Source organism: Actinopolymorpha sp. B9G3, assembly GCF_040120725.1.
In the GTDB taxonomy this organism is placed as follows: Bacteria; Actinomycetota; Actinomycetes; order Propionibacteriales; family Actinopolymorphaceae; genus Thermasporomyces.
In genome coordinates, this window is sequence record NZ_JBEEAB010000042.1 from 1 (window position 1) to 20,205 (window position 20,205).

Consider the following 20,205-nt stretch of genomic DNA (forward strand, 5'->3'; position numbering starts at 1 on the left):
ACCGTCCTCATCCAGCGGCGTGGGTACACAGATCACCACGGTCTCGGCGGTGGCAAGCACGGCTTCGTCGGACGTCACGGTGAAACCCGCGGCCAGCATGGCCGCGATGTCGGCATCGCAGATGTCACCGACATGAGACCGGCCCGAGGACAGCCCGGCGATCACCCCGTCAGAAACGTCGAGCCCGACGACACGAAGCCCCGCCCGGCAGCCCTCACGGACCAACGGCAGACCGACATACCCCAGACCAACGACAGCAAGGTCACGCTCGGTCTGGTCCTGAGGTGGCTGGACTCCGTGCTGGAGCACATCGTGGTTGGACGACGATTGGTTCATATGGCTTCCTTGACCGACAGGTCCGGCACGGACCTCGAATAGCGAGCACATCGCTGATCAACGACATGACGATACTCAGACATTGACCCCCCAGCCTCAGAAGCTCGCTATTTCTACACCAGAGGGCCATCCTGCCGCCAGTGAGGTGTGCGCTGTTGGAGTCGTCCCGTCGCATCCACCACCTCGACGTCGAGGTCCGAGTGCGGCGAAATTGTGGTGCTAGCCCGAGATGTCCCTGTTCGGGCGCAGTTCATCGAGGTCGGAGAAGGATTCAGATCCGTCGAAATTGGACGTCAGCCGTCAGACCACTGTGGGGGCAGAGTCGCGAGAGCGAGCGACGAGACCTGGCCGGAACCGGCCACCTGTGAGAGGTCGGCCCGGCGAGCACGAGGATGGGTGAACGGGCAGGTCGGAACGGGCCGACACCAGTCGAAGCCCTTCGAAGTCGTCGAGCGGGCTCAGCTACAGCAGCTCAGCGGCACAGTGCGAACGGCATGCCGTCTTCGCCGAGCGCCATGATGCGGGTCTGGTACGACGTGTAGCTGGGGTACTCGCCAGCCATCCAGAGCACACTGAGGGCACCGTCACCGCGCATCCCGTGTGGCTTGAGCGGGCGTACGTTGAGTTCCCGCGAGTTCGAGGTGATCGCCACCGAGTCCCAGCTGGCGCCTTGGTCCGTGGAGGTCCAGCGGGAGATCTCGTGCCGACCGCCCGGCTCCTGGCGGGACAGCAGGACCACCGAGGGGTTGGCGTGGTCCAAGGAGATCCCGCCGGAATAGTTGGGCTCGTTGCCGTCGGCACTGATCGAATCTCCGGCAGCCGTGATCTCGGTGTCCACCCACGAGCCTGCGTTGTCCCAGCGGGCATACCGATAACGGTGGTCGGTGTCGGAGGGAAACGTCGCGTAGACGAGAATCGGCCGGCCAGCGGAGTCGCAGGCGATGTCCCATATCCAAGCCTTGGGCCCGGCGGCCGCGGCATCGTAGACCAGATCAGCCTGATCCGGCCGGATGGCGGCGCCCAGGTCGCCGATCGGTGTCCCGTCGGCGCGGTGAAGGCTGCCGGCCCGGTAGTACATGTAGTAGATGCTGGTGCGCACACGGTTGGGATGTGCCTGGGTGAACGCGAAGTGAATGGTGTCGGTTCCGTCCGAAAACACCTTCACATACGGGCGTTCACCGGGAGCGCTGATCAATGTGGTGGCCGGTGTCCATGTCTCGCCGTCGACGCTGGTGGAGAATGTCGGGTTGAAGTTGCCGCCACGCCAGAACACGAAGAGCCGGCCAGGCTCCCTGCTGAGCTGGGCGAGATTCTGGTAGGTGAATCCGGGACGGTCGCCACTGGTGTTGTCGGTGATCTCACGGACGGGTTCCCAACCGCCGGTGATGTCTTCGGCCAGTACCGAACGTCGGTAGTAGATCGGTACGCCGGGATACTGGTGACCCGTCCAGAAGGCCATGATCCGGCCATCGGGGCGCACACAGATCGCCGGGTTGTTGTGATCGTCTTTGGGGAAACCATCCATCAGCGTGGACGTCGAAAGTTCGCCGGTGCCGTGGTCGTACTGCGCGATCACGATATCGCCCGCGTCACTGATATAGCTCACGAACGTACGCTTGTACCTGCCTTCGTGGTGGAGCGCCCGCGGATCGCCGAACCAGCACCACGCGCCGCCGACCGGCAGAGCCTGTGCGGACATGTCTTTGTCATCCACAGTCACGTATCTCTCCACTCGGCAACGGAACCCACACCACCGCCAACGAATCCGCCGAAACGAACTCCCGGTCTTTCCAGTTCGCCGATCAAGGATCAGCCGTTTCCTTGGCGATGAGTGCTCTTATCGCTTCCTCCCGAGTTCTGTCCGGCAGTCTGCGCGCCTCATCGGGGGTGGGCGGCCGGTCCAGCGTCTGCCGGAGTCCGCGTACGCCGTCGTCGACCACGAACGAGGCCCGGGTGAACACCTCGGCACCGGGTTCGGTCACTCGTCGTACGCATTGCAGGTCGGCGGCCAGATGCTCGGGTGTGACGGTGATCGTGACGTACCCGCGAAGGTTCGTGTAGAAGCGCAGGTGCGGATTGTCGGCGAAGATCGGGTGGTCACCGAAACTGTCCTCGCCGTTCCCGTCGGTGGTGATCGAGGTGGTCACGAGTTCGGAGCCGACGGTCTCCGCTGCGGGATCCAGATAGTCGAGCTTGAGATCGGTTGCCCAGTGGGCGTGTACGTCACCGGACAGGACGATCGGGTTGCGGACGCCAGCATCGATCCACCCTTCGGTGATGCGTTCCTGACTGGCCACGTACCCGTCCCACGCGTCCATTCTCGTCGTCAGGATCCCCTCACGTTCGACGAGACGGCGGGCGAAGACCACCTGCTGAGCGAGAATGTCCCAGCGTGCCCTCGAACGTTGGAAGCCGTCGATCAGCCAGCTCTCCTGGTCGGCACCGAGGATCGAGCGGGCGGGGTCGAACGCCTCGGGACAGTCGGCGAAGCCGCCTCCACACACCTGTGCGTCGCGGTACTGACGGGTGTCGAGCAGATGGAACGTCGCCAACCTTCCCCAATGGATGCGACGAAACAGCTGCAGGTCGATTCCTCGAGCGATTGATGTCGAGCGGAGCGGCATGAACTCGTAGTAGACCTGGAACGCCGCCGCCCGACGACGGAGGAAGTCCGCGATCGGCTGACCATCGCTCGGGACCTCGTCCGCCCAGTCACTGTCCAGCTCGTGATCGTCCCAGACGACGAGCCAGGGGAAGCTCGCATGCACGGCCTGAAGCTCGGGTTCGGAGCGGTACTGCCCGTACCGCACGCGGTACTCCGCGAGGGCGGAGATCTCGATCGGCGGTTGGTGTCCGCGCCCCAGGGAACCCTGCGCCGGTCCTTCGTAGATGTAGTCGCCGAGAAAGACAACGAGGTCGAGATCCTGCTGGGCCATGTGCTGGTAGGCGGTGTAGAACCCGTGGGGGACATGCTGGCAGGACGCTTGCGCAAATCTCAGTGTTGCCGGCTGGTTGTGGGCGGCGGGTGCCGTTCGCGTCCGACCGACGGGACTGATTTCCGAGCCAACGCGGAAACGGTAGAAGTAGCTGCGCTCGGGGCGGAGCCCACCGACCTCCGCGTGGACCGAGTGTCCGAGGTTCGGCCCCGTCTGCTCGACCCCACGGGCGACGACCCGCCGGAACCTCTCGTCCTCGGCGACCTCCCAGCGCACGGGTATCGGCACGGGCGGGATTCCACCGTGGCCATCTGCTGCCAGGGGCTCCGTAGCGAGTTTGGTCCACAGTACGACGCCGTCCTGCAACGGATCGCCGGACGCGACTCCAAGTTTGAACGGATAGTCAGGAAAGACCACAGGTTGGGGCTCGGCGTGACCAGTGTTGCTGGCCATCATCGATGCAAGCCAGGCACCCGTCACACCTGCCGTACGAAGGAGTCGACGACGCGGCCACATACCTTGTCTCCCGTGGAAGAACCCCGTGGACACGATCATCGCCGAAGCTATGCGCGGAGTGAATCGGTGTCAACCAGATGCATTCCTTACGGTCTCGACCGAAACATGCGTTCGTTGTAGGCTGCGGCACAGACACTCGAACGGCCGTGGACGAACGCGGCTGGCGACCACGGGATGGAGTTGGGTATGCGCTCCAAAGGCCCGGCAATCCGGGAGTTGACACGACGCGACGTCCTGCATCTGGGGTGTACTGCGACACTCTCCGCAGTCGCACTCACAGGATGTGATGCGCTCTCGACCAAGCCCAGCAAGGATCGGGCGAACGACGGCGCCGCGAGGAAGAACGGCCGCGAGGCGCCGATGCTCGCCGAGCAGGTCAGGGCGGGCGACCTGCCCCCGGTCGCCGAACGGATGCCGAGCTCACCACTCGTCGTCGATCCGGTCGATCGGATAGGCGGGTACGGCCACTCGTGGAACTCGGCGTTACTCGGTCCGGCCGACACACCGTGGTTGGACCGGACGATCGGCAATGACTACCTCGTGGGATGGGACCGGGGATGGCGCGAGGTCATGCCGAACATCGCCCAGTCCTTCGAGGTTGCCCAAGGAGGGAAGGAGTACACGTTCAAGCTGCGGAAGGGCATGCGGTGGTCCGACGGTGAGCTGTTCACGACGGACGATCTCGTTTTCGCCTTCGAAGACGTCCTCATGCACGAAGAGCTGTTCCCGGTAGGCCCGCCACCTGTGTTCATGTCGGTGGACAGCAGGCCGGCGGAGGTCGAACGAGTCGACGACCACACGGTGCGGTTCCTCTTCTCCCGCCCGAAGGGAACCTTTCTGCAGGAACTCGCGACTCCCGACGGTGGCCGCTGGCTCACCGCGTATCCCCGTCACTACCTCGAGCGGTTCCACCAGAAGTACGCCTCCGATGTCGAGGGCCTGGTCAAGGAGTCGGGCGCCGCGTCGTGGGGTGACTTCTTCCTGCTGGACAAGGGCTCCGTCTGGTCCAACGCCGAACTTCCGTCGCTCTTCGCGTGGCGCCTCACCAGGGGCCTGGGCACCGGCACCCGGGTGGTGGCCGAGCGCAATCCCTACTACTGGAAGACCGATCCCGAGGGGAGTCAGCTTCCCTACCTCGACCGGGTGACGTTCGACGTCGTCAAGGACGCCGAGGTGATGCTGTTGAAGGCGACCGCCGGTGAGCTGAACATGCACACGCGGCACTTCAACAGCCTGAAGAACAAACCGGTCCTGGCGCGCGGGCGCGACCGGGGCGGCTACCAGTTCATCGACCTCGTGCCGAGCGAGATGAACGAGATGATCATCATGGTCAATCTCACGCACAAGGATGCCCGGTTGCGTGAGATCTTCCAGAAGAAGGACTTCCGCATCGGGCTTTCGCACGCCATCAACCGGAACGAGTTGAATACCGCCGTCCTGCAGCGTCAGGGTGAGCCATGGCAGGCGGCCCCGCGTCGCGAGTCGACCTTCTTCGACGAGGAGTTTGCGAAGCAGTACACCGAGTACGACGAGGGGTTGGCAAACGACCACCTCGACAGGGCTGGACTGACGGAGCGAGACGGGGACGGATTCCGGCTCCGTCCCGACGGGGAGCGCGTGTCGTTCAACGTCGAGGTCGCGAATCCGACCGTCAAGGACACCTGGGTGTCCGCGATGGAACTCGTCAAGGGGTACTGGGCGGCGGTGGGGATCGACATCAGCGTCACCAACGAGGACCGGACCCTCTGGACGGAACGGGTCACCGCCAACGAACACGATGCGGCGGTCTGGACAGGCCCTGGCGGCCTCGACATCGACGCCCTCCTGTCAGGACATCACTATCTGCCGTACAACGTAGGTTCGAGGTATGCGATCGCGTGGGCGGACTGGTATCTGTCCGGTGGAAAGGCAGGGGAGGAGCCGCCTGCTGTCGTCCGGCGCCAGCTACAGCTCTACAACGACATGCTCACGACATCCGACGAGGCCGAGCAACAGAGCATCTTCCGGCAGGTTCTGCAGATCAGCAAGGAGCAGTTCTACGTGATCGGAACCTTGCAGGTCGCACAGGGCTACGGGATCGTGGGAAATGGCTTCCACAACGTGCCGCGTTCAATGGCGGACGCATGGCTGTATCCAACTCCAGGACCGAGCCGGCCGGAGCAGTACTTCGTCACATCAACATAGGAAGTGGGCCTGGACCGGATGGAGCGCCCCAACGTTCTCCTCGTCATGGTGGACCACTGGCCGGGCAGGCTGCTGGGTGCTGCCGGCCACGAGGTGATCCAGACGCCAACTTTGGACACACTCGCCCAGGGCGGCGTTCGCTTCTCGCGCGCCTACAGCGAGTGCCCGATGTGTGTGCCAGCGCGCCGTACGTTGATGACCGGGGCCACCGCACGTTCCCACGGAGACCGGATCATGGATCAGGCTGGTCTGATGCCTGACCTGCCGACGCTTGCGCAGACGTTCCGCGACTCGGGGTACCAGGCGTACGCCGTGGGCAAGATGCACGTGTTCCCGCAGCGGAGTCGGATCGGATTTGACGATGTGGTGCTCAACGAGGAGGGCCGTACGCAGTGGGGGGTGACCGACGACTACGAGCAGTTCCTCACCGACAGCGGGTTTCCTGGTGAGCAGTTCGGTCACGGACTGAGCAACAACCAGTACGTCTCCCGCCCGTGGCACCTGCCTGAGGACTGCCACGTGACGACCTGGGCGACCCGGCAGATGTGCCGGATGATCAAGCGGCGCGATCCGACCAGGCCGGCGTTCTGGTACCTGTCCCACATGCACCCACATCCACCGCTGGCCCCGCTGCGTGACTACCTGCAGATGTACGACGGTGTCGACATCGATGATCCGGTGTGTGGGGAGTGGGCGCGGCGCCACTCGCAGCTGCCCTACGCTCTGCAGGCGCTCGCCGATCGGCGCCGGCCGGTCGGATTCGGGGAGCACGAGGTGCGGATGGCCCGTCGGGCGTTCTACGCACTGTGCACCCACATCGACCATCAGCTGCGGGTGGTCATCGGCACGCTCCGTGAAGAGGGGTTGCTCGGGGACACGGTCATCCTCTTCACCTCTGACCATGGCGACATGCTCGGCGACCACCGGATGTGGGCGAAGTCGGTGTTCTATGAGGGTTCGGCGAACATCCCGATGATCCTCTCCGCACCGGCTGGGGACGACCGTGTCCGGCAGGGGTCTGTCGACGACCGGCTGGTCGGCCTCCAGGACGTCATGCCGACCCTGCTCGAGCTGGCCGGCATCGACGTACCGGCCAGTGTCGAGGGGCGATGCATGGTGGGTGATCGCCGCCGCGAGTGGTTGTACGGCGAGTGCTGCGAAGGCCCGGATGCGACCCGGATGCTGCACGACGGACGTTTCAAGCTGATCTACTATCCGGCCGGCAATCGGGTGCAGCTGTTCGACGTCGAGGCAGATCCGCACGAACTGATCGACCTTGCTCCTTCCCCCGACCACGTCGACGTCCGTGAGCATCTGCTTGAGTTGCTGGTATCCCAGCTCTACGGCGCCGATCTGGACTGGATAGCTGGCGAGGAGTTGGTCGGCCTACCCGGGTTCTCCTACACAGCGACCCCCAACCGAGAGCTCTCCAACCAACGCGGAATCCATTAGCCATTGGGCCGCCGGGGAACCGCCGGGGCCAGTTCCGAACCAGGTCCGACGCAGACTTGCCTGAGTGCGGGCGGTTGAACGTGTGTCCCCGACCTCACGAAAGGCCCGCTCAGGCGGATCGCACGGGAGTACGGCCTGCCGGCCGTCGTCGGGTGGAGAACGCCACGCAACGGATCCAGGACGGGCAGCGGATCCGGGTGAACGGAACCTACGGCTACGTCGAGATCCTTCCCCGCGGTCGACGCTCCGCACTGGCAGGGACGGGCAGTGCTGATGTGTGACGTATAGCGGACACGGCCTGGACGTCGGCCAAGCCGTCTGGGAACGATCAGTCCAACATCGGCTCATGCACACAGCAGCCGACCCGGCGCGAACGCGAGGACCACCACGTGAGTGTCTACCCACTGCCTGCCAGTTCGCCGGCCGCACAGGGAGTCGATGCCTGTGGCATCGGCACGTTCCTCGACGCCATCGAGGCTGCGCCGGCCATCGAACCCCATAGTCTGATGGTCTTGCGTCATGGCCACGTCGTCGCCTCGGGCTGGTGGGCTCCGTACTCGCCCGACCGGCTGCATCTGCTCTATTCCCTCAGCAAGAGCTTCACGTCCACGGCGGCGGGCTTTGCCGTTGCCGAGGGGCTGGTGCGCCTCGACGACCCCGTGGTCTCGTACTTCCCCGAGTTCGAGGCCGAGATCACCGATCCGCGCAGCCGCGCCATGCGCGTGCGGCACGTCGCGTCGATGGCCAGCGGCCACGTTGCCGAGACGATGGAACGGGCCGCGGCTCTCGATCCGGATGAGATCGTGCGCGGCTTCCTGCTGCTTCCGCCGGATCGTGAACCCGGCACGGTCTTCGCCTACAACCAGCCCGCGACGTACTCCCTTGCCACGATCGTTCAGAAGGTGACCGGCCAGACATTGACGGAGTATCTCCGGCCCCGGCTGTTCGATCCACTCGGCATCGGCGAGGTGGTGTGGCGACAGCACCCCGCCGGCCGCGACATCGGCTTCTCCGGTCTGCACGCCACCACCGACGCGATCGCCCGGCTCGGCCTGCTGTACCTGCAGGGCGGAGTCTGGGAAGGCAGGCAGTTGCTTCCGGCCGCGTGGGTTGCCGAGGCGACGCGATCGCACGTGTCGAACGCCGGCGAGCCTAATCCGGACTGGCAACGCGGTTACGGCTTCCAGTTCTGGATGTCCCGGCACGGGTATCGAGGTGACGGTGCATACGGCCAGTTCTGCGTCGTCCTTCCCGACCATGATGCGGTGATTGCGATGACCGCGGCGACGGTTGACATGCAGGCGCTCTTGGACGCGATGTGGGAGCACCTCGTGCCGGCGTTGGGCGCCGCACCGCTCGACGGCCGGGACGGCGAGGACGCGGCGCTGGCCCAGCGGCTGTCCCGACTCGAGCTTCCGACCGCTCCGGGCAAGCCCGCGCCGCCTGCCGATCCCGGCACCTGGTCGGGTGCGGAGTTTGCACCGGACGGCGGTGCGTGTGCGGACCAGCCGACCCTGACTCGCGTGGTGGTGGCGCCAGGAGAGGACGAGGGTTGGCGCGTTTCGTTGGTCGAGGACGGCGGGACGGTCGAGCTGCGGCCGAACGCGACAGACACGCCGGGCTGGTGCGTGGATGCGGGCCCCGCCGCACCCGTTCCGACGGCGTTGTCTGGCGGATGGACCAACCCCGACACGTTGACCGTCGAGGTGGTTTTCCTGGAGACGCCCCACCGTCTGGTCGTGACGTGTTCGCTGGCGAGTCGTACGTTCACCGCCCGATGGCGCACGACTCCGCTGCACGGAGGTCCGCTCCGCGCGCACCGCGCCGTACGTACCGGACGTTGAGGCAGGGACACTCACCGCCGCGCGCCTAGCGCCGGGGCGACTGGCTGGCCGTATCCTGATCGGCACTCCCGGAGCGGGCGTTGTGGGGTTCGTAGTAGGGAGCACCATGTGAACGTTGGCCGGGTCTGGAAAGGTTCGCCAGGACCGCTACTGGTTGCCTATGTGATGCTGGACTTGCTGCTATTGATCTACACGCGAACAGTGGGAGCCGACGTCAATGAAGGCAACCCAGTCGCGGAACAGGTCTTTTGGGCCCTCGTCTCAGCCGGTCTCACCTGGCTGGTGTGGCGTCGCAGCCGACTCGCGTGGGGGATCCAGGTCGTGCTCAGTGCCTGGATGCTTGCGGTCCTCGCGTTGGGCGCCGACATCGTGAACGCATACCTGGTCACGCTCCTGGTGGTCATCGCCACCCAGATGACAGCGCTCCTGTCCCCGGCCGTACGCAAGCACGTGCGCACCACCCGGATGCCCGACTCGTCACCTGAATCCGGCCAGGCCTGACTAGCCTTCCGTCCGTACGCCCCACCCACGCTGCTGACTCGGGAAGGTGGTTGAGGTGGGGGAGTCAGTCAAGGCATTCGATCCAGACGACAGCCCAGCGACCCCCGCCCGGCCCGCGGTTCTCGATGATCCCCATACGGACGTGCTGGCGGGTGTTGGGCATGTTCTTGAGACAGCTCCTGTCGCCGTCGTCGTGCCATGTCCCATCCTTGACGCGCCACATGGCGCCAGCGGGGACGAAGCCTTCGTTGTTGAACTTCTCCATGCTCGCATCGTGGAGGCTGACGGCCGCCGGACCCCCCAGGGCATAGCCCTCGACCACCCATGGGGTGGCCTGATGCCGGCCGGCGAGGGTCCACCAAAGACTTCCGGCGAGCACGGCGGCGACGAGGGCGATCCACAGCGTGACAAGCATTGGACGCCTCGTTAGGGACGCCTCGTTGCGGGTCGGCGGTGTCATGTTTCCCCCAGCAGGTCAGCTGCCAAATCATAGGTGTCGAACCGGGTCCGAGTACACCGACCACCTTGTTGTCCGTAGAGGCAGGCAACTCGATCGCGAGCTGCTCGGTCGCGCTCGGAGGCTCGTCGACCAGGTGCTCATCGTCGCTCGCCGGTGCAGGTCGTTGCCGTCACGCTGGGGTCAATTCTGGCTGCCACCAGAGCGCCAGCTTCAAAGATGTCGAAACGACTCGGCTGCACCGTCGTCCACACGGAGATCGGAGGCCACGAGCGGCCTGGAGAACCCTCGCTCACCTGGGCTACTGACCGCTAATGGCCCGGGCGGGCCGTCTCCAGCGGTCGACTGCACCACTGCCTTGCAAAGACATGTCGGTCAGCCGGTGACTGCCATTCGGGACCACGCAATTTGAGCCAGGTTTGTGTGACGAGGTGATAGGCATCCTCAACCTCGCGGACTCCGATCCGGAAGATTGTCCGGGGCGCGGTAGTCGAACGATGCTTCAACCGCCTCAAACAATGGCGCGGAATCGCCACCCGCTACGACAAACTCGCCCGCAACTACCGCGCCGGCAACGTACTGGCCAGCATCTTCCTATGGACAACAACATGATCCATCGGACACGCCCTGGGGCCGAATGCTTGCCTTGCTTGGCGGCTCGCCAAGCAAGGAGTCAGGATCGCCGTCAGCGATCTGTTCGGGTTGGTGTCGGTCGCTGCTGCGTTGCCGCAGCCCCGGGTGGCCGCGACCCGGCGGCCCACGTCCTCGATGAGCTTAGGCTCAGCTAACCTGTGCCAGTGGACGGGCATGTGGGCCCTGTCGCCCGTTCGCGGTCGTTGCGGGAGGGAGACGCGCCACCGTGCTGGCTTCGTTCCTGATCATGCTGCGCGAGGGCTTCGAGGCAGCCCTCGTCGTGGCGATCATCTACGCCTACATCCGCAAGATCGACCGACCGGAGCTGATGCGGCCGATGTGGCTCGGCGTCGGCGGGGCGGCCGCCGTGTCGGTGCTCGCGGGTGTGCTGATCCACGGCACCGTCGAGGGCCTGGAGGGGGCCGCTCGACTGCGCGCGTTCGCGTCGATCTCCGTGGCGGCGGTGTTCGTACTCACCTGGATGGTCTTCTGGATGCGCCGGCACTCCCGCGCCATCAGGGGCGAGCTCCAGCACAGCATCGACCTCGCCGCATCCAGGGGGCAGGGCATCTGGTGGGCGGTGGGTCTTGCGGCGTTCTTCGCCGTCGTCCGGGAGGGTCTCGAGGCAGCTCTGTTCCTGATCGCGGCCGCCACCACCGACTCTGGCGGCCTGGTGTTGACCGGCGGTCTCCTCGGCCTTGCGGTCGCGGCCGCCGCGGCGTATCTCGTCGTGTTGGGCGGCCTGCGGTTGCCGATGGCCCAGTTCTTCAAGATCACCGGCATGATGCTGGTCCTGTTCGCCGCGGGTCTGCTGTCTCGCACGGTGATGTTCCTGCAGGCGTCCGGTGACCTCTTCCTCACCTGGAACAACGTCTACGACCTGACCGGATACGCGTGGCTGACCGTCGACACCGAGGTCGGCAAGTTCCTCGGCGCGATGTTCGGCTGGGACCCGCGGCCCTCGATCGAGCAGGTTGTCACCTATCTCGGCTACGCCATCATGGTCAGCTACTTTTTCCTCCGTTCGCCCCAGCGTGAGGCTGTGGCGGGCCAGCCGAGGCAGGCGACCCGGACGTCCGGCTCAGGACACTAGTGGACCTGGTGCCACCGGGCGGCGGGCTCGACCACGTCGGCGGAAAATGTACGGTGGAGCGAAGATCGCCCTGTCTGGCGATCACGTCCGGGCTGGACAGGCACGGTGGCGGTACTGAACTGGAGGCGTCGGAATGACCACGACCGTCGGGCAGGTGCTGACAGACAGCGATGCGGACTCCTTCTGGGACCGGGGCTACCTGCGGATTCCTCAGGTGTTCAGCCCGGAGGAGACCGCCGAGCTGAGGCGGGAGCTCGACCGGCTGATCGACGAGTGGGCCAACCGCGACTCGGCCTGGACGGGTCCGTGGCGGAAGGCGTACATGGACGAGAAGACCGAGCGGGCGGGCAAGTTCGCCGGCATGCACGACCTGCAGTACTACTCGGTGGCCTGGGCACGGGCGATCATCCACCCGAGGCTGGTCGACGTACTGGCGAAGGTGCTGGGCCCGGACGTGGAGTTCCATCACACGACGATGCACGTGAAGGTCCCCGAGACGGGGATGCCGTTCCCGATGCACCAGGACCATCCGTTCTACAAGCACGACGACGGCCGCTACGTCGATGTGCTCGTGCACTTGGACGACACGAACAGCGAGAACGGCGAGATCCGGTTCCTCGAAGGTTCGCATCGTGGTGGGCCGCTGCAGCACATCACCGAGACGGCGGACGGTCCGTGTTCGCCGCACCTGCCGATGGAGGACTACCGGCTGGCCGACACGGTGGCGGTGCCGGCGAAGGCCGGTGACGTCGTCCTGATGAGTATCAACACCGTGCACGGGTCGGACATCAACCGGTCGTCGCAGCCGCGGCGCCTGGTACGGATGGGCTACCGGCACCCGCACAATCGCCAGTCCGACGGTCAGTCGCTCGGACGACCCGGCGTCATGGTCTCGGGATACCGCGAGCGGCGTGAGGGCGACCAGGCGTTCCCCACCGAATAGCAGCGTACGGGCGGGCGCAGGCCGGGCCGGCCCGCGCGGCACAGGTCGCGCGGCATGGGCGGGGAGATCTCGCTAGGCGGGGACGCGGATAGCGCACGCCAGCGGGTGCGCGGCAGTCAGGTTCGGACGACCTGCAGGGCGGCGACCCGGTCCAGAAGGCGCTGCTCCTCGTCCTCGGTGAGGGGAACCTCGAGGAGTCGCAGCCACTCGGCGAGCTCGCCATCGCCCAGCGGACGGTGTTCGGTCGGCGCGTCTGCCCGGCGTACGGTGACCGCCTCGTGGGTGACGGTGCGTGCCGGCCGGGGAGGTGGCGGGCGAGCACGAGCGTGCGCGTGAAGTGCGACGATGGATGTGTACTCGTGTAGTGGTGCCCTATCACGGGATCGATGGGAAGCACCGGCAGCTCGTCGGTGGTGTGCATCATCAGCCAGCCCTCGTCACGCCAGCGCCGCATCGCCCACGCCCCGTCGTGACGGTCGACGCGATAACGCCAGCCGAGGTGGTCGTCTTCGGCACCGTCGACGAGGGGTATCGGCCGCAGCAGGCTCATCCCGAAGCCCGTGTCGCACAGCAGCGGCTGCCCCTCCAGGACGACCTCGACCACCATGTGCGTACGGCCCTGCTGACTGCCGTCGGCCGGGTCACCCACCCGCCCGAGATGGCGGCGTACGTGGTAACCCAGCCGCTCCAGCGCCGCGGCGAAGATCGTCGAGTGTTCGAAACAGTAGCCGCCTCTGCCCCGGTCGACGAACTTGTCCTGGAGTGCGTCGAGGTGGACACCGGGGTGTTGCCGCAGCAGGACGTCGATGTTGTCGAAGGTGAAGGTGCGGACGTGCGCCTCGTGCAGTTCGTCCAACGCTTCGCGGGTCGGCACCCGGGCGGGCAGCCCGAGCCGCGCCAGATAGCCGTCCAGGTCGAAGTGGCCCACCCGCCACGGATCCGTCGTCACGGCACCAGTGAACCAGCGAACCCCACCGGTGCACCAGCGCCGCTGACGCCGTGGCCAACCGATCGAGCGAACGTGGCCGGGCAACAGGTCGTGGGGCGTCGTGGGCCAGGTGCCGAAGCAGTTGTTCGAGCGGGAAGCACAGGCTGAATCCGAGGTCTATGGCCTCCCTGCCATGTCCGCATGAGGACTTCTCGCGGCTCCGGACGCGAAACGTCCGGAACGGCTTCTATCGTGCCGCCAGTGCCGAGAACACCTCCGCACTGGACAGCAGGTTTGGAGAGTGGATCAATGAGCACCAAGGCGATGACTGGCCAGCAGATCATTGACGCTGGCCTCGGCGGCTGGGCTTTCCTCGTCCACTACGGCCTCTTCAGGCTCCATACACGCATCAAGACTGAGAGCTTCGGCACCGGTCTGAAGATCGTCAACGAGATCGGTCAGGTCGCCGAGGAGATGAACCATCATGCCGACCTCGACCTACGGCCGTCCCGGGTCGATGTCAGGCTGACCAGCGGTTACGAGGCCCATGGGGTAACCGAACGCGACGTGAGCCTTGCTCGCCGGATCTCCGCTATTGCCGCGGCCGCGGGCGCCGAGCTCGAGTCCCGGAGTCTGTCGTGTATCGAACTCGCCCTGGACACTCCGGACCACGAGAAGATCGCGCCATTCTGGGCGGCGGTGCTGGATAGGGAACTCGTCAGCGGCGACGACTTTGCCGACGTGGGTGACCGGAACCAGGTTCTGCCGCTGATCTTCTTCCAGCAATCCGGTAGCGACGAGCCCCGTCAGCGCTGGCATCTCGACGTCTGGGTCGATCCGGAGCAGGTGCAGCCTCGGGTCGACGCCGCCTTGGCGGCCGGCGGAACGCTCGTCAAGCGGGACCAGGGTGCGATGCTTTCAGATCCGGATGGCAACAAGATCTGCGTGTGCACGTGGCAGCCGACCGATGGAGTCATCGGGGCTTGAATGAACGGAATCGCTGGTCCGTCGGTATCACCCGCCGAATCGTCCAGAAGCGGTGCGTGATCTCACAGGTTGCTCACAGCCGAGTCTCGCCTCGTCGTCGACGACCAAGCTCCCGGACCTAGGCGACCTTGACGTGCTGCATCGGCTCCATAGCGGAATGCCTTCGGTGGATCGCCCCCACCGAGCTGACCTCAACGACATCCGAGCCAGTGCGCTTACCCGTGACCACCTGAACGATGACGTGGCAGGGATTTTGCCCGTGGTACCCCATCCGGGCAAACTCGGACGCCAGATGCGGCTCTACGATCTACGTCACACGTCCGTGTCGCTCCTGCTCGACCTCGGGATCCGCCGCACACTTCGCGCCCTTTTTGCCGGGTCACGGCCCTCATGGGCATGCGCTGTTCGCCATGATCAGGACAGCGACCGGCGGGTGAGGTGGGCGGTTGTCTGCGCGCTGTGATTCACGGGCGGGCTCGGCCGGTAGCATCGGCCCGCAGCGCTCGGCGCTGCGGTTTGCGATGTCTGTCATCCCGGTCGGTAAAGGAGCTCCCGCGCTATGGGTACACATCACCATCGGCACGCGGCGCAGCCGATGGGGCGTTCATGGCGTTCCGCGCTCTTTCTGATCATTCCGGCCGGGCTGATCACGCTGACCGCGATGATATGGCTGTGGCCGCCGAACGCCTCTGGCCCGGAACAAACCGGCATACCGGGCCGCACCTTCGGTGTGATCATGGTGATGGACAGTGAACCCTGCCCGGATCAGATCGGCGCCAACAATTCCGGGTGCGGCACAGCATTAGTCCAGATCACTAGCGGCCCAGACAAGGGCGAGGACATTACCGTCGACCTGTCTGGCAGGACTGCCTCCACAAAGTTCGCTGAAGGTGACGAGGTGGTGCTGACGCACCAGGACGAGCCCGGCGACGGGCTCTACGCGATCGTCGACCATCAGCGCAGCAATCAGCTGTGGATGCTGGGCGCTGCGTTCGTCCTCGCCGTGATCGCCTTCGGCCGTTGGCGAGGGTTGACAGCGCTGGCCGGACTGGCGGTCACATTCGTGGTGCTGCTGCTGTTTGTCGTTCCAGCCATTCTTGCCGGCAAGCCGCCGTTGCTGGTCGCGATCGTCGGCTCCGCGGCGATCATGCTCACCGTGTTGTACCTCACCCACGGGTTCACTAGGTCCACATCTGTTGCGGTGGTCGGCACTCTCGCCAGCCTCACCCTCACCGGCCTGCTCTCAGCGGCCGCGGTCGCCGCCACGCACTTGTCCGGCGTCGCCGACGAACAGTCCGCCTACCTCGGCGTTACCCACAACGTCAATATGCAGGGCCTGCTACTCGCCGGAATCCTCATCGGCTCCCTCGGCGTGCTCGACGACGTAACCGTCACCCAGGCCGCAACCGTCACCGAACTCGCCCACGCCAACCCCGCCTACCGGTTCATGCAGTTGTACCGCGCCGCCACCAGGGTCGGTCGTGCCCACATCGCGTCGGTGATCAACACGATCATCCTCGCCTACGCCGGCGCATCCCTCCCGCTGCTGGTCCTCATCGACGCGAACAACCGGGCCGTCGGCGAGATTCTCACCAACCAGATCATCGCCCAAGAACTCGTCCGCAGCGCTGTCGGCACGCTCGGGCTGATCGCTGCCGTACCCATCACGACGGCACTCGCCGCCTACACCGCCAGCAGAACAGGCACCGTAGCCGCAGTGACCGAACGCCGCCCGGAGACGCACCGGGGTCTGGCGCCTCGTCGCTCGTAGTCCACGGCGTGATCACGGCCATCGATGACCCGACCGACTGAGGCTGCGTTTACAGGCACGAAAACTGCGCCACCTACCCTGTGCGGGAACCTGCACCCAACCGACAAGGCGCAGAACATGCGGCACACGTGGGGCGCCGGAGCTCGTAGGGTCCTGGCTCGCTCGGCGATCGCGATGATCGTCGTGGTCACTGTCATCACGACGTACAGTCCGCCCGCGTGGGCCCATGGGATCGGTGGCCACGCCATCAGCGTGCCCGACTTTCTGTGGTCGGGCGTGCTGCACATGCTGACTGGTTGGGACCATCTGCTGTTCGTAGCCGGAGTTGTCCTGCTGTCGGGCGCCGTATGGCGATCGGCGAAGTTGATCTCGATGTTCGCGGTAGGGCACAGCTCTACCCTGATCGCGGCGTCGGTGGCGGGATGGCAGGTCAACCCCGTCGTCGTCGACGTGGTGATCGCGTTGAGCCTGGTGTTCGTCGGGCTGCTCGGACCGATCGCGCGGCCTGGTCGTTGGCCGGATGGCTCGACCCGGTGGCTGTGGTTCGCCGTCGGCGTGTTCTGCTTCGGCCTCGTGCATGGGCTGGGTCTGGCCACCCGGTTGCAGGATCTCGGCCTTCCCGAGGAAGGCCTACTGCTTCGGGTGCTCGCGTTCAACGTGGGTGTCGAGATGGGGCAGCTGCTCGGGGTTCTGGTGATGTTCGTCGTCCTCCGCTTCGTCAAGGACGTCTTGTCGCAGCCTGCCCCACAGCGGGTGGTCCAGGCCGGCATGGTTGCGGCCGGCCTGGTCGCGGCGGCGTTCCTGGCGGGTCAAGCCTCAGCGTCCGGCTCTTCGACTGAGGAGCAGCAGGCGAGTTCGTCGCCGTACGGCAACTGCCAGATCGTCGAACGCACCCGCAAGTATCCCTTTGGCGGTGGACATCCGGCCAGGTCATTCTTCGAGCCGGCCGAGGCCACGCCGCTCGACGACTTCGGCCACGTCCTCGCCGACGGTTACCTGGTCGTCCACTACAGCTCGTCAATCGAAAGCGACGACGTCAAAGCACTGCGCGACTTTGTCACGGGTCCCGACGGGACCGGCATCGTCGCCGGCGCGGACGACAAGCAGTCGGAGCCAATCCAGGCGATGGACCCGACGAACGCCCTCCGATGCGACACCTTCGACCTCGACGGACTGAGGGCGTTCGCCACTCGCTAGGCATCGCTCCCGCCAGGTACTGGGCCGACCCTGATGCGTACGTCGGACTCGTGCGCGGTGGTGTCTACCAGATGGCCGGCTCGCATGCGGCAGGTCTAGCAACGTTCCGGGTTTCGGCGACGGCGCAAAGGGTCTTGACCGAGATCTTCCATGTGCCGTCCTGCCGGACGGATTGACCGACGCCGCTCAGGATGGTCTTGTGCTGCTGGGACAGTGTGAAGGTCACGTCGGCACTCGTGGCAGAGGTGAAGGTTACTTTCTCAACCGTTGCTGTTGCCTGTCCTAGGTCTGGGTCGTCGGCGAAGGCATGGACGAAGAGCACGTACAGTTCAGCGTCTTCGAGGAGGTGCACCTTCTGTTTCTTGGTGGTCTGCGGGTTGAAGAACTTCTGCCAGTTCGCCGTGATCTCCGCCCGTGCCGCGTCGGGATCTTCCAACGTTGGGGTTGGGGACGGGGTGGGCGTGGGGCTGGACCGACTGGGGGTCGGCGTTTTGGCGGCGCGGTCTTTCGCCGACGAGGCTGCGGGCGGGTCAGGTTCGGGTTGGCCGTCGGTGCTTGGCTCAGCACCAGTGCATGCCGCCGCAAACGCCAGTGCGACGACCGCCGCTACGGTCCTCAGCCCCTTCCGCATCTGCCTCACCGCCCTCGACCACGTTCGGACGCCGTTCTCCCACGCTATCGCTTGACGGAAACAGTGGGTCTTCTGCTGTTGCGTGGGCGTTGCGACTACCTCGGGGTCGCTGTTCGTGGGGTGCTGCAGCGGGGTTCGGGTGGAATCCTGGCTCGCATGACCTCAGATCACGGCCACGGCCACGGTCACGACCACGATGCGGCGCCTGGCGGTTGGCGCAGGGTGGTGGCTGCGGTGCGGCATGCGGTGGTGCCGCACAGTCACGACTCCGCGGATGTGATCGACGGGGCGTTGGAGGCGAGCAGGCGGGGGATGCGTGCTCTGTGGATCTCCTTCGGCGCACTCATGGTCACTGCGATCGCCCAGGTAGGGCTTGTGACTGTCACCGGTTCGGTGGCCTTGCTGGGTGACACCTTGCACAACTTCGCCGATGCGCTGACGGCGGTCCCTCTGGCAATCGCTTTCGTTCTTGGACGGCGTGCCGTGTCGCGGCGGTTCACCTACGGGCTGGGGCGGGCCGAGGACCTGGCTGGTCTGGTGATCGTGATCGTCATCGCCGCGTCCGCCGGCTTCGCCGCGTGGGAGGCTGTTGCCCGACTAGCCCATCCGCGTCAGGTCACGGACCTGGGTTGGCTGGCGCTGGCCGGGGTGATCGGGTTCGCGGGAAACGAGTGGGTGGCCCGGTATCGGATCAGGGTCGGACGGCAGATCGGCTCGGGCGCCCTTGTCGCAGACGGGCTCCACGCCCGTACAGATGGGTTCACCAGTCTTGCCGTCTTGTTGTCTGCAGGCGGTGTGGCGGTGGGTTGGGACTGGGCCGATCCGGTGGTTGGGCTGCTGATCACGGCCGCGATTGTGAGCGTGTTGTGGAGTGCGGCGCGAGAAGTGTTCGGCCGGCTCCTGGACGCCGTAGATCCCGAGCTGGTGCGGCTGGCCGAGCGGGTTGCCCGCGAGGCACCAGGGGTGCGGGATGTCGAACATCTGCGGCTTCGCTGGGTCGGACACGCCCTGCATGCCGAGGCCGACATCGGCGTGGACGAGACGCTCACGATCATCGACGCGCACGAGATCGCGCACGAGACCGAACACCGCCTTCTGCACGCTCTACCGCGACTAGCCCGAGCAACTATTCACACCCACCCGTTCGGCCCTCCAGGCGAGCTAGCTCACTCCCGAACGGCGCATCACGAGCAGAGCCAAATGAACTGACTCCCGCTGGGCGAAGGGCGGCAGCCGGCGTCGGTGCGGGGGAGCGGACCGGCACCGCCTGCCATGGGTCGGACACATTGGACACCGTTGCCGGATTCACCTGTTGGCCGCGGCCCGCGACACGTTCACCAGGGCCACAGTACGGCGCGCAGAACGACCAATGTTCGACCGGCTGCGTAGGTGACGTCGGCGTCCCTGGCCAGGTCGGGTGCTGATCTGGATCGAACTTTCTCGGCCGCGATGTGTCGTTCTCCGTCCATCCCGTTCGTCGGTAGGGCGAAGACGGAGATCAGGGACGGCTGTCCCGGCGACCGAGGAGATTGATCATGTTCGGACAGAAGACCCCGACGTGCCAAACCATAGGTAGGCGGAGCCGGTCCGGGTCGGGGAGGAGGAGCGCCTCGCCAACCCCTCATGAGCCGTAGCGCCGGCCGATCCGGGCACCGACGACTGTCCCGGTTAGGCCGTGTCTCCTAAACCCTGGCGGTAGTTGAGGATGGCGGCAGCGAGGGTGAGTCCGCCGAGGTAGGTGATGGCGTACTTGTCGTAGCGGGTGGCGATGCCGCGCCATTGCTTGAGTCGGTTGA

At 65.7% G+C, this 20,205-nt stretch carries 16 protein-coding genes and 3 pseudogenes; 12 read left to right on the forward strand and 7 right to left on the reverse strand.

Going from position 1 to position 20,205, the window contains the following annotated elements:
* The 3 genes and pseudogenes from ABNF93_RS33625 to ABNF93_RS33635 form a co-directional block, all read right to left on the reverse strand.
* Positions 1-336 (reverse strand): annotated as a pseudogene (locus ABNF93_RS33625) (hypothetical protein); the annotation flags it as partial.
* 472 nt (positions 337-808) lie between these two features.
* A complete protein-coding gene (locus ABNF93_RS33630; RefSeq protein ID WP_349332306.1) occupies positions 809-2,056 on the reverse strand; it encodes a BNR-4 repeat-containing protein in 1,248 nt (415 codons plus the stop codon).
* A gap of 82 nt (positions 2,057-2,138) precedes the next feature.
* On the reverse strand, positions 2,139-3,728 hold the full coding sequence (locus ABNF93_RS33635) for an alkaline phosphatase D family protein (protein WP_349332307.1): 1,590 nt from the start codon (positions 3,726-3,728) through the stop codon (positions 2,139-2,141).
* A gap of 246 nt (positions 3,729-3,974) precedes the next feature.
* Here ABNF93_RS33635 and ABNF93_RS33640 point away from each other — a divergent pair, with 246 nt between their 5' ends.
* From ABNF93_RS33640 to ABNF93_RS33660, 5 genes are all read left to right on the forward strand, one after another.
* Positions 3,975-5,972: an ABC transporter substrate-binding protein gene (locus ABNF93_RS33640; protein ID WP_349332308.1), complete on the forward strand. Its 1,998-nt coding sequence runs from the start codon at positions 3,975-3,977 to the stop codon at positions 5,970-5,972.
* An 18-nt stretch (positions 5,973-5,990) separates the two neighbouring features.
* Positions 5,991-7,424 (forward strand): sulfatase-like hydrolase/transferase, encoded by a 1,434-nt coding sequence (locus ABNF93_RS33645; RefSeq protein WP_349332309.1) that lies wholly within the window; start codon positions 5,991-5,993, stop codon positions 7,422-7,424.
* A gap of 152 nt (positions 7,425-7,576) precedes the next feature.
* Positions 7,577-7,705: a hypothetical protein gene (locus tag ABNF93_RS33650; protein WP_349332310.1), complete on the forward strand. Its 129-nt coding sequence runs from the start codon at positions 7,577-7,579 to the stop codon at positions 7,703-7,705.
* Positions 7,706-7,813: 108 nt separating this feature from the next.
* Positions 7,814-9,268, forward strand: coding sequence for a serine hydrolase domain-containing protein (locus tag ABNF93_RS33655; RefSeq protein ID WP_349332311.1), 1,455 nt, complete (start codon positions 7,814-7,816; stop codon positions 9,266-9,268).
* Positions 9,269-9,376: 108 nt separating this feature from the next.
* Positions 9,377-9,769: a hypothetical protein gene (locus ABNF93_RS33660; RefSeq protein WP_349332312.1), complete on the forward strand. Its 393-nt coding sequence runs from the start codon at positions 9,377-9,379 to the stop codon at positions 9,767-9,769.
* Between the two features lie 64 nt (positions 9,770-9,833).
* On the opposite strand, the gene ABNF93_RS33665 is transcribed toward ABNF93_RS33660, so the two are convergent.
* Complete coding sequence (locus ABNF93_RS33665; protein WP_349332313.1) at positions 9,834-10,184, reverse strand: hypothetical protein; 351 nt, start codon at positions 10,182-10,184, stop codon at positions 9,834-9,836.
* A 531-nt stretch (positions 10,185-10,715) separates the two neighbouring features.
* Here ABNF93_RS33665 and ABNF93_RS33670 point away from each other — a divergent pair.
* From ABNF93_RS33670 to ABNF93_RS33680, 3 genes and pseudogenes are all read left to right on the forward strand, one after another.
* Positions 10,716-10,838: pseudogene (locus ABNF93_RS33670) on the forward strand (IS5/IS1182 family transposase); the annotation flags it as partial.
* A 247-nt stretch (positions 10,839-11,085) separates the two neighbouring features.
* A complete protein-coding gene (locus ABNF93_RS33675; protein ID WP_349332314.1) occupies positions 11,086-11,952 on the forward strand; it encodes an FTR1 family iron permease in 867 nt (288 codons plus the stop codon).
* A 133-nt stretch (positions 11,953-12,085) separates the two neighbouring features.
* Complete coding sequence (locus tag ABNF93_RS33680) at positions 12,086-12,895, forward strand: phytanoyl-CoA dioxygenase family protein (RefSeq protein WP_349332315.1); 810 nt, start codon at positions 12,086-12,088, stop codon at positions 12,893-12,895.
* Here ABNF93_RS33680 and ABNF93_RS33685 read toward each other — a convergent pair.
* The gene (locus tag ABNF93_RS33685; protein WP_349332316.1) at positions 12,837-13,844 is read right to left on the reverse strand and encodes an arylamine N-acetyltransferase family protein; all 1,008 of its coding nucleotides are present in this window, start codon (positions 13,842-13,844) and stop codon (positions 12,837-12,839) included. The two genes, ABNF93_RS33680 and ABNF93_RS33685, sit on opposite strands and share 59 nt — an antisense overlap.
* Before the next feature lie 288 nt (positions 13,845-14,132).
* Between ABNF93_RS33685 and ABNF93_RS33690 the strand changes: the two genes are divergently transcribed.
* The 3 genes from ABNF93_RS33690 to ABNF93_RS33700 all read left to right on the forward strand — a co-directional run bounded on the left by ABNF93_RS33690 (position 14,133) and on the right by ABNF93_RS33700 (position 17,778).
* Positions 14,133-14,810, forward strand: coding sequence for a 4a-hydroxytetrahydrobiopterin dehydratase (locus ABNF93_RS33690; protein WP_349332317.1), 678 nt, complete (start codon positions 14,133-14,135; stop codon positions 14,808-14,810).
* Positions 14,811-15,369: 559 nt separating this feature from the next.
* On the forward strand, positions 15,370-16,581 hold the full coding sequence (locus ABNF93_RS33695; RefSeq protein WP_349332318.1) for a YibE/F family protein: 1,212 nt from the start codon (positions 15,370-15,372) through the stop codon (positions 16,579-16,581).
* Between the two features lie 24 nt (positions 16,582-16,605).
* Positions 16,606-17,778, forward strand: a complete 1,173-nt coding sequence (locus ABNF93_RS33700; protein ID WP_349332319.1) for a HupE/UreJ family protein — start codon at positions 16,606-16,608, stop codon at positions 17,776-17,778.
* Positions 17,779-17,842: 64 nt separating this feature from the next.
* Here the strand turns inward: ABNF93_RS33700 and ABNF93_RS33705 are convergent, their stop codons facing one another.
* A complete protein-coding gene (locus ABNF93_RS33705) occupies positions 17,843-18,214 on the reverse strand; it encodes an MTB12 C-terminal domain-containing protein (protein ID WP_349332320.1) in 372 nt (123 codons plus the stop codon).
* Positions 18,215-18,565: 351 nt separating this feature from the next.
* Between ABNF93_RS33705 and ABNF93_RS33710 the strand changes: the two genes are divergently transcribed.
* Positions 18,566-19,618, forward strand: a complete 1,053-nt coding sequence (locus ABNF93_RS33710; protein ID WP_349332321.1) for a cation diffusion facilitator family transporter — start codon at positions 18,566-18,568, stop codon at positions 19,616-19,618.
* A 459-nt stretch (positions 19,619-20,077) separates the two neighbouring features.
* Here the strand turns inward: ABNF93_RS33710 and ABNF93_RS33715 are convergent.
* Positions 20,078-20,205 (reverse strand): annotated as a pseudogene (locus ABNF93_RS33715) (IS5-like element ISMt1 family transposase); the annotation flags it as partial.